The organism is Pseudomonas antarctica, assembly GCF_900624995.1.
In the GTDB taxonomy this organism is placed as follows: Bacteria; Pseudomonadota; Gammaproteobacteria; order Pseudomonadales; family Pseudomonadaceae; genus Aquipseudomonas; species Aquipseudomonas antarctica.
On record NZ_UYXQ01000137.1, the window covers coordinates 1 to 9,274 of the forward strand.

Annotated in this window: 7 protein-coding genes and 1 pseudogene; 1 reads left to right on the top strand and 7 read right to left on the bottom strand. The window is 62.3% G+C overall.

The features are described from left to right. Positions 1 to 203: 203 nt before the first annotated feature. The 7 genes from E0F99_RS26650 to E0F99_RS26680 form a co-directional block, all read right to left on the bottom strand. On the bottom strand, positions 204 to 1,844 hold the full coding sequence (locus E0F99_RS26650) for a BatD family protein (protein ID WP_130909022.1): 1,641 nt from the start codon (positions 1,842 to 1,844) through the stop codon (positions 204 to 206). Beyond that, a complete protein-coding gene (locus tag E0F99_RS26655) occupies positions 1,841 to 3,580 on the bottom strand; it encodes a tetratricopeptide repeat protein (RefSeq protein ID WP_130909023.1) in 1,740 nt (579 codons plus the stop codon). Before E0F99_RS26655 ends, E0F99_RS26650 begins: the two co-directional genes overlap by 4 nt. Then, complete coding sequence (locus E0F99_RS26660) at positions 3,577 to 4,665, bottom strand: vWA domain-containing protein (protein WP_083358659.1); 1,089 nt, start codon at positions 4,663 to 4,665, stop codon at positions 3,577 to 3,579. The genes E0F99_RS26655 and E0F99_RS26660 overlap by 4 nt, the downstream gene beginning before the upstream one ends. Further along, positions 4,658 to 5,152 (bottom strand): DUF4381 domain-containing protein, encoded by a 495-nt coding sequence (locus E0F99_RS26665; protein WP_083358658.1) that lies wholly within the window; start codon positions 5,150 to 5,152, stop codon positions 4,658 to 4,660. The genes E0F99_RS26660 and E0F99_RS26665 overlap by 8 nt, the downstream gene beginning before the upstream one ends. Next, positions 5,149 to 6,081, bottom strand: a complete 933-nt coding sequence (locus E0F99_RS26670) for a DUF58 domain-containing protein (protein WP_083358657.1) — start codon at positions 6,079 to 6,081, stop codon at positions 5,149 to 5,151. The genes E0F99_RS26665 and E0F99_RS26670 overlap by 4 nt, the downstream gene beginning before the upstream one ends. A 5-nt stretch (positions 6,082 to 6,086) precedes the next feature. Next, positions 6,087 to 7,046: an AAA family ATPase gene (locus tag E0F99_RS26675; protein ID WP_017739127.1), complete on the bottom strand. Its 960-nt coding sequence runs from the start codon at positions 7,044 to 7,046 to the stop codon at positions 6,087 to 6,089. 213 nt (positions 7,047 to 7,259) lie between these two features. Next, positions 7,260 to 7,613, bottom strand: a complete 354-nt coding sequence (locus tag E0F99_RS26680; RefSeq protein ID WP_083358656.1) for a hypothetical protein — start codon at positions 7,611 to 7,613, stop codon at positions 7,260 to 7,262. A gap of 494 nt (positions 7,614 to 8,107) precedes the next feature. Here E0F99_RS26680 and E0F99_RS26685 point away from each other — a divergent pair. Continuing rightward, positions 8,108 to 9,274 (top strand): annotated as a pseudogene (locus E0F99_RS26685) (NAD-glutamate dehydrogenase); the annotation flags it as partial.

A 9,274-nucleotide genomic window follows, 5' to 3' on the forward strand; every position in this document is an offset into this window, starting at 1 on the left:
CCCCCATTGAAGCTTAACCCGGTAACTCATGAGCTCTCCTGAATTGGGCGGCCGGGAGCAGGAATCGAACCTGCCGACGCTGAGCAAAACTCAGCCCTTGAACCTTCAAGCCCGGCCAGATGGTGGCATATTAACATCCAATGGATCCAAAGTGCAGTGCGACTTTCAGGCGATTTTTCGCAATCTGGACCGCAACCCCACGATTATTTCGGATACAACGGCGGCAAGCTGGTGGTGTCCGTCGCAGGGTCTTGCTCACGCTCGGCAACTGGAATGGCCTTGACCGCCCGCCACAGGTCTTCACCCAACCAGAAATGCCCACTCTCGCTGTACAGCGCGCCATTCAATCCATCCAACGCATCCGACAACGGCACAAACCGCGCCGCCATGTCCGCCAGGGTTTCCGGCTGTTGCCGCGCCCAGGCATCCAGTGCCTGGCGCGTGGCTTGCGGGTCGTTGGCCTGGGTCGCGCGCTTGAGGTCGTCGAGCAGGCTACGCGGGCTCGGGCCGGTTTGCGCGGCGCGCTGCACGGCCGGTTGCCGACGTGCACGCCACCACAGGCCGAAGCCCAGCAGCGTGGTGCAGGCGAAGATCAGCGTGCTCAGTTGCCACAGCCACAGGCGATCATCGTCCGGCGCAGTAATCACGGTCGGCGTGGCGGGGGTGTCCACCACCAGGCTCGGGTTGGTCGCCACTTGCAGGGTGCGCGCGGGCAGGCTGGTGCGTTCGAGGTGGTCTTCGTGGGTGTTCCACCACACCACGTCCACGGCCGGCAGTTCGACGGCGCCGGCGCGGGTCGGCACCAGGGCTTCGCGGTCTTCGCGGCTGCCCGTCAGGCCGTGGTCATTGTTCTGGTTGTCGAGCACCGGCTGGTCGGGGTAGCGGCGCAGGCCATTGATGTCGGTGCTGGGCTGCGCCGGCAGTTGTGCGCTGGACAGCCCTTCGGCCTTGACCGTGAGGCTGCGAGTCAGCGAGTCGCCGACTTGCACATGCTCGGGTTCGGGGTTCCAGGCTTCCGTCAGGGTCAGGCTGCGTGCCGGTATCCACGGTGCGTCAGCCGGGTACATGGCTGGCTTGGGCTTGACCGTCAGCGGCAGGTTGGCGGAGCTGACGTGAATCAGCTTGCCCGGCTTGGTGCCTTGCAGGGTGTTTTCTTGGGGTGGGCGCGATTCCACCAGCGTGGCGCTGAAGGTCTGCGCCGCAATCATCAAGGCGCCGCTGTGCTGCGGGTAGATCGCGTAGCGGGTCTCGATCACGCCGTGGCGAATGCTGTTGATGACTTTTTCGTAAGTGCGCGACTCGCCCAACTGCTCGATGCGTGCATCGGGAATCTGCAACGGCGTGAGGCTGCTGTCGTCATACAGCGACACCGAGTGGTACACGCGCACGGTCAACAAGGCCTGTGCCTGCACGTACACGCTGCTCTGGTCGAGGTTGGCTTCGATGAATACCGGCGCTAGCTCGGCGCTGGTGTTCTGGCTGGCGGTTTCCACCACTTGCAGGCTGATCGGCTGGGTCTTGAGCTCGCCCACTTGCAATGGCGGAATCACCACCGTGCCGTTTTCCTTCGGCAGCAGGGTGATGATCCAGCGTGTGGTGGCGTGGTTGTCGCCACCCAAGGTGGTGAGCTGGTTGATCTGGCGCGTGCCGCTGACTTCGAACTGCGCCTCCAGCGGCGACAAGTCGGGCTTGCCGAACTGGGTGACGTCGCTGGATTGCACCGTCAGTTCCACCGTTTCCCCGGAATTGAGGCGGCTGCGGTCGACGCTGGCAACCAGGTTCGCCGCCTGGGCGTGGCCTGCCGTTAACGCGAGCAGGAGCAGAAGGGGGGGGCGGCGGCTCATCGAGTCTTGTCCTGATGTTGTTGCTGTTCGTACCAGAATTTGCGCCGCAGCAGTTCGCCAGGGTTGTCCGGGATCTCTTGCAGCCATTGCTCCAACGCTTGGCGATGCTCGCCATCAATTCTGGCATCGGCGGGGCGAAGCGGCGGGGTGGTGGTGGGTTCATCGCCCAGTTCGCTGCCCGGTACGTCGTTGCCGCCGGCTTTGGGCGTGCCGCCGGTTTGAGTATCGCCCGTGCCAGCCTCGCCCTGGCCTTGGGACGATTGTTCGCCGCCCGACGCATGTTGCCCGCGCGTGCCCGGTTGCGCAGTTTGGCCGGGTTGGGTGGTTTCGTCATCCTCGTTTTTTGCAGGTTTAGTCGGCTCAGGCTGTGCTTGTTGCTGCATCAGGCTTTCCACCAATGCTTTGTTCTTCAGCGCCGGTTGCAGGTCGGGCTGGGCTTCCAGTGCCTGCTCGTAAGCGTCGATGGCCGCTTCAAGTTCGCCGGACTTGGCCAAGGCATTGCCGCGATTGTAGTGGGAATAAGCGTCATTGCTTTGGGCAAAACGCTTGATCGCTTCGGCGTAATTGCCCGCTTCATACAATGCAACGCCTTGCCACTGCGGGTTGTCGAAGTGTTCGGCGGCCTCGGCGGGGCGCTTTTCCTTGAGCAAGTACTGGCCCTGCTGATCGGGACGCAGCCACAGGTCCTGGAACTCGAAGGCATAGCTGGGCTGCGGTGCGGCCAATAACAGCAGTGGCAGGCAGAACAGCCAGCCGCGGCGCCCGGCGCAGGCGGCGAGCAGTAACAGCGGCAGCAGCAGCCAATAACCCTGGTCGGCCCAGGTGTCGAGGTGCAGCAGTTGGCCGTCGTTGCGCAGGTTCTGCGGGCCGTCGAGCAGGTTGAGTTGGCGCAAATCCTTGTCGTCCAGGCGCGCGGTGCGGTAGCGGCCGCCCATCTCGCTGGCGAAAGCCTTGAGCGTCGGGCTGTCGAGGCGCGGCACCAGGATCGCGCCTTGTTCGTCCTTGAGGAACTCGCCGCTTTCCTGGGTGACCGGCGTGCCTTCGCGACTGCCAATGCCGAGGATCGACAAGGTCGGCGCCTGCGCGCCTTGCAACTGCAGGCGGATGCCTTGGCGTTCCTGTTTCGACAGTGAAGAGCCGACCAGCAACAAACGGCCTTGGCCGAGGCCGCTTTGCTTGAGCAAACCCAGGGCTTTTTCTACCGCCAGATCGGCGCGATGGCCGGGCTCCGGCATGATCGAGGGCCGTAGGGCTTCGAGCAGGTTGCGGCTGGTAGCCAGGTCATCCGACAGCGGCACCAGGGTGTGGGCGCTGCCGGCATACACGACGATGGCGGTCGGTGCATCGGCGCGCGCTTGCAGCAAGTCATACAGCTTGCGCCGAGCTTGTTCGAGGCGATTGGGCGGGCTGTCGGTGGCGAGCATTTGCGGGGTCAGTTCCAGCAGCACCACCATCGGGTCGGCGGGTTTCTGGCTGGACTGTTCAACCCTTTGCCAGCTGGGGCCGAGTAAGGCCAACACGGCCAGCAGCCAGGCGATGCCCAGCACCACCCACGGCGATTTGCTCTCGCGCCCGCTGCCACCACTGAGCAACACCGCATGAAAGGCCGGCGGCAGGATCATCTGCCAGCGCCCGGCGCGCTTTTGCCGGTGCCACAGCTGCCACAGCAGCCAGCCGAGCAGCGGCAACAGCAACAGCCACCAAGGACGGAACCAGTGCGGCCACAGATCGATCATCGACGCCTCCGCAAACGCAGGCGTTTAAGGCGTTGGCGCCATTCCGGGTGCTGTTGCAGGAAATTGCCCTGGGTCGAGAGTTTATTAAAGAAGCGCTGCAGCGCGTTATTGGGCCAGCGTTCCTGGATCACCAGCAGCATGCTCAGGACCAGCGCGAGGGCCAATGGCGCGCTGTACAGCGCCTGGGCCGGGCGGGCCTGAGTCGGTTGTTGGGCTACAGGTTCAAGCTGGTCGAGGGTTTCCTTGATCTTTTGCAATTCCTCGCCGTCGCGGGCCCGGAAGTAGCGGCCACCGGTGGCGTCGGCGATGGCCTTCAACGCGGGTTCGTCCAGGTCCAGGCTCGGGTTGACGCCAAGAATGCCCAGCGAACCGGTTTGCTCCGGATCGGCGCCAATGCCGATCGGGTAGATCTTTACGCCTTCTTCAGCGGCCAGGCGTGCGGCAGTCAGTGGGTCGATCTGCCCGGCGTTGTTGGCGCCGTCGGTGACCAGGATCAGCACGCGGCTGTGTGCCGGGCGCTGGCGCAGGCGTTTCAAGGCCAGGCCAATCGCATCACCGATGGCGGTGTTCTTGCCGGCAATGCCGATACGCGCTTCGTCCAGCCAAGTGCGCACGGTACGCCGATCGAAGGTCAGCGGGGCTTGCAGGTAGGCCTGGCTGCCAAACAGGATCAGGCCAACGCGGTCGCCTTCACGGCTTTCCAAAAAGTCGCCGAGCAGGTGTTGCACCAGGCTCAGGCGGCTGACGTCTTCGTCCTGCCAGTGCATGTCGGGGAAGTCCATGGAGCCGGAGACATCCACCGCCACCAGCAGGTCGCGGCCACTGGCGGCAATCGGCAACGGTTCGCCAAGCCATTCCGGGCGGGCCGCCGCGGTGAGTAGCAGCAGCCACAACACCACAAAGGGCGCCTGCTGACGCCAGCCGGGTAGATTGACGCGTGCGCGACGGCGGGCGAGGCCTTCGAGGTCGGCGAGGTAGCTGACTTTTAACGCCGGCTCACCGCTGTCGGCCACCGGCAAGATAAGCCGCATCAACCAAGGTAATGGCAACAGGGCGAAGATCCACGGCCAGGCGAACTCAAACATGTTTGCGAATCCAGGTGTCGACGGCTTGAGTCAGGCCAGCAATGGCCTTGTCGTCGAGTTTGCATTCGGGTTTGTAGGCGCCTTCCACCAGCACCATCCAGCGCGTGAGGCCGGCGGCCGGGCAACGGTTGTCGAGGAACGCCAGCCATTTACGCCCGTTGAGGGTGTGGCTCTGGCTGTAGGGGTAGTCGTTGCGGCATAGGCGTTTGAGCAGGCCATTGAGTTGTTGCAGCCAGGCGCCGGCGGGTGCGCCGTCGTAAGGTTTGGGCATCAAGGCCAGCTCGGCCAGGGCGGCGATGCGCAGCGGGTCCAGCGGTTGTTCGGCGCGAGCCACGGGGCGGCGCGTGGGCAGCAAGCGACGCAGCGACCACAGCCCCCAGCCGAGCAGAGGAATCATCAATAGCAACAGCCACCAGCCTGGCGCAGGCGGCCAGAAGCCGATGGCCGGCGGGGCGATCAGCGGTTGCAGTGGGTCGAGGCTGCTCATTGCTTTTTAACCGGGCGTTGCGGGTTGAGGTATTCGCGCAGTTGCTCGACCATTTCGTTTTGTGTACTCAATGGCATCAGCAGGATGCGCAGTTTCTGTGCGAGCAATTCCCAGCGGGCGATACGCGCTTCGGCCTGGGCCTTGTAGGCTTGGCGCAAGTCGAAATTCAGCGTGTCCAGTTCCAGCTGCGCGCCTCTTTCCGCGAAACGTAATAGCCCGGCGGCGGGCAGAGCGTGGTCCAGCGGGTCGGAAATCGGCAACAGCAGCAGGTCGCAATGCCGCGACAGCAGGCTCAGTTGTTGCTCGGCGCCTTCGGTCAGCGCGCGCTCATCGCAAATCACGATCACCAGGCTGCCCGGGCGCAGCACTTCGCGGCCACGGCGCAGCGCCATGCCCAGGGCATCGGCTTCGGGGCGGCTCTCGGTATTCAGGCTCTGGTTGACACGCACCAGGCGGTTGAGCAGTTGCAGCAGGCTTTGCTTGCTGCGCCGAGGCTTGATTTCGTAGTGCTCGTTGTCGCCAAACACCAGCCCGCCGACGCGGTCGTTGTGACCCAGCGCCGCCCAGCCGATCAAGCTGGCGGCTTGCGCGGCGAGCACCGACTTGAACATCTGGCCGGAGCCGAAAAACAGCCGGCAGCTTTGCTCAACCATGATGAAAATCGGCCGCTCGCGTTCTTCGTGGAACAGCTTGGTGTGCGGCTCCTGAGTACGTGCCGTCACGCGCCAATCAATGGTGCGTACATCGTCGCCAGCCTGGTACACGCGCACTTGGTCAAAGTCGACGCCACGCCCACGCAGTTTGGAATGGTGCAAGCCGATCAGCGGGCTGCGCTGGCTCGGTGTGGAAAACAGCTGCACTTCGCGCACGCGGTGGCGCATCTCAATCAAGTCGCTGAGGGTGACGCGGATTCCATCGCTTGCGTTCATGGGGTTCAAGCGACGGCAACGACGTCGAGAATGCGTTGCACCACGCGGTCCTGGTCAATACCGGCGGCTTCGGCCTCGAATGACAGAATGATGCGGTGGCGCAGCACGTCGAACAGCACCGCCTGGATGTCTTCCGGGCTCACAAAGTCGCGACCGGCCAGCCAGGCGTGGGCGCGGGCGCAGCGGTCGAGGGCGATGGAGCCGCGTGGGCTGGCGCCGTAGGCGATCCACTCGGCCATCTCCGGGTCGAACTTGGCCGGGGTGCGCGTGGCCATCACCAACTGAACCAAGTATTCCTCCACCGCATCGGCCATGTACAAACCGAGGATTTCCTTGCGCGCCGCAAAGATGGCCTGCTGGCTGACGCGGCGTTCGGGCTTGGTTTCACCGTTGAGCGCTTCGCCACGGGCCTGTTGCAGGATGCGCCGTTCGACGGCGGCGTCGGGGAAGCCGATCTTGACGTGCATCAGGAAGCGGTCAAGCTGGGCTTCGGGCAGTGGGTAGGTGCCTTCCTGCTCGATGGGGTTCTGCGTGGCCATCACCAGAAACAGCGGCGACAACTCGTAAGTACTGCGCCCGACGCTGACCTGGCGTTCGGCCATGGCTTCGAGCAATGCCGACTGCACCTTGGCGGGCGCGCGGTTGATTTCGTCCGCCAGCACCAGGTTGTGGAAGATCGGCCCTTGTTGGAACACGAAGCTGCCGGTTTCCGGGCGATAGATCTCGGTGCCGGTGATGTCGGCGGGCAACAGGTCGGGGGTGAACTGGATACGATGGAACTGCGCTTCGATGCCTTCGGCCAACTCTTTGATGGCCTTGGTCTTGGCCAGGCCCGGTGCGCCTTCGACCAGCATATGGCCGTCGGCGAGCAGGGCGATCAGCAGGCGATCGATGAGTTTTTCCTGGCCGAGAATCTGCGTAGAAAGAAAAGTTCGCAGCGCGAGCAGCGCTTCACGATGTTCCATCGATGACGGTTCCTGGAGAGATTGGCCGGGCGTTGAGAAAAAAACGCCGGGCCTGGGGGGCTTACTTTAATGCATCGAGGGGGGTGGCGACTAACGGCGCGCGGGGTATTTTTAGGAAAACTTGTAGGAATTTTGTGTGTGCAGCACAAATTGTGCTGAAGGCTTGCCTTGCCCATGTGGGCGCTGGCTCCCACATTTGATCTGTGCGGCAGTTTAGATTCGGGTAAAGCTGCCGGTGCCCTTGAGAATGTTCTGCAAGGTTTCTTCAACTTCAGCCAAATCCGACGCGGCAGTGGCGTGGGTGATCTGCAGCTGATCCTTGCCACCCAACGCGTCGGCGTCCCCAGCGGCCAGCTCGATCAGTAGCGTGGTGTCACTCAAGGTGACCTGCAGCCCATCCAACGTCGACGGCTCGTAATCCCAAGTGAGTTCAACCTCATCTTCATCAGGGTATCGGGTGAGCATGAACATCTCGCCGTTCTTACCGTGACAGCAGAGCATGGCCATGTTGTCTTCTTCGTCGTCGCACGGGGTGGCCATCAGTGCGTCAGTGTTCAGTTGCAGCATGAGAAATCCTGTTTGGGGGAGGGCACAACGAGGCAATTGTGCCATTGCGGCGAATTTTGTGCTGCATCGTATGTCAGACACAATGCATGACCTGACGGGCAATACCAGTCATTTTCGGTACTCGCGGGCGTGAAATTCGTTGGTTTTTCTGCGGGAAAATCCGGGTTGCTCAAGTCGCAACCCCAAGCCTGCGTGCCGATGACCGAATATGTCGCAGCATCGCAAGCAGCTGTCTTCCTACACTCGTTAAGCTGCGCAACGGATGTGCCCTGTGCCGGGAGTCTGACCTGCCCGTCGTACCGTCGCCCTACACTGCGCACATCTTATGGAAGTTGTATGTGACCTCATTGTCTTGTCCAGCTTCACCCACCTGTCACCCTGATTCGTTTATGGTACTTATTTGACCCGTATCGACGAACAGCGCTGACGGTCTCCCCGCAAGGGGATAACACGCGACGCTTCCATCAATAACAAGCCCAAGCGGAGTACCACAGATGGCGTTCTTCACCGCAGCCAGCAAGGCCGACTTCCAGCATCAACTGCAAGCGGCACTGGCGCAGCACATCAGTGAACAGGCACTGCCACAAGTGGCGCTGTTCGCTGAACAATTTTTTGGCATTATTTCCCTGGACGAACTGACCCAGCGTCGCCTTTCCGACCTGGCCGGTTGCACCTTGTCTGCCTGGCGCCTGCTTGAGCGCTTTGATCACACCCAATCGCAAGTGCGGGTCTACAACCCCGATTACGAACGTCATGGCTGGCAGTCGACCCACACCGCGGTCGAAGTGCTGCACCATGACTTGCCCTTCCTGGTGGACTCGGTGCGTACCGAGCTGAACCGCCGTGGCTACAGCATCCATACCTTGCAAACCACCGTGCTCAGCGTACGTCGTGGCAAGAAAGGCGAGCTGCTGGAAATCCTGCCAAAAGGCACCCAGGGCGAAGGCATCCAGCAAGAATCGCTGATGTACCTGGAAATCGACCGCTGCGCCAATGCTGCCGAACTGAACGTGCTGAGCAAAGAGCTTGAGCAGGTACTGGGCGAAGTGCGCGTGGCCGTGGCTGATTTCGAACCGATGAAGGCCAAGGTCCAGGAACTGCTGGACGGCATCGACGCGAGCCAGTTCAGCATCGACGGCGAAGAGAAAGCCGAGATCAAGAACTTCCTGGAATGGCTGGTGGGCAACCACTTCACCTTCCTTGGCTATGAAGAATTCGTGGTACGTGACGACAAGGACGGCGGTCATATCGAATATGACGCCAATTCCTTCCTCGGTCTGACCAAGCTGCTGCGTGCCGGCCTCACTGCCGAAGACCTGCGCATCGAAGACTACGCGGTGGCCTACCTGAACGAGCCGGTTGTGCTGTCGTTCGCCAAGGCTGCGCACCCAAGCCGCGTGCATCGCCCGGCTTATCCTGACTATGTGTCGATCCGCGAGATCAGCGCCGACGGCAACGTCATCAAGGAACACCGCTTCATGGGCCTCTACACCTCTTCGGTGTACGGCGAAAGCGTGCGAGTGATTCCGTATATCCGTCGCAAAGTGGCGGAAATCGAACGTCGTTCGGGCTTCCAGCCTAAAGCTCACTTGGGCAAAGAGCTTGCCCAGGTGGTTGAAGTACTGCCGCGTGATGACCTGTTCCAGACCCCGGCCGCGCGA

Coding starts and splice junctions, on each gene's coding strand:
- E0F99_RS26675 (WP_017739127.1), bottom strand. CDS start 7,046: ATGGAACATCGTGAAGCGCTGCTCGCGCTGCGAACTTTTCTTTCTACG.
- E0F99_RS26680 (WP_083358656.1), bottom strand. CDS start 7,613: ATGCTGCAACTGAACACTGACGCACTGATGGCCACCCCGTGCGACGAC.
- E0F99_RS26670 (WP_083358657.1), bottom strand. CDS start 6,081: ATGAACGCAAGCGATGGAATCCGCGTCACCCTCAGCGACTTGATTGAG.
- E0F99_RS26650 (WP_130909022.1), bottom strand. CDS start 1,844: ATGAGCCGCCGCCCCCCCCTTCTGCTCCTGCTCGCGTTAACGGCAGGC.
- E0F99_RS26655 (WP_130909023.1), bottom strand. CDS start 3,580: ATGATCGATCTGTGGCCGCACTGGTTCCGTCCTTGGTGGCTGTTGCTG.
- E0F99_RS26660 (WP_083358659.1), bottom strand. CDS start 4,665: ATGTTTGAGTTCGCCTGGCCGTGGATCTTCGCCCTGTTGCCATTACCT.
- E0F99_RS26665 (WP_083358658.1), bottom strand. CDS start 5,152: ATGAGCAGCCTCGACCCACTGCAACCGCTGATCGCCCCGCCGGCCATC.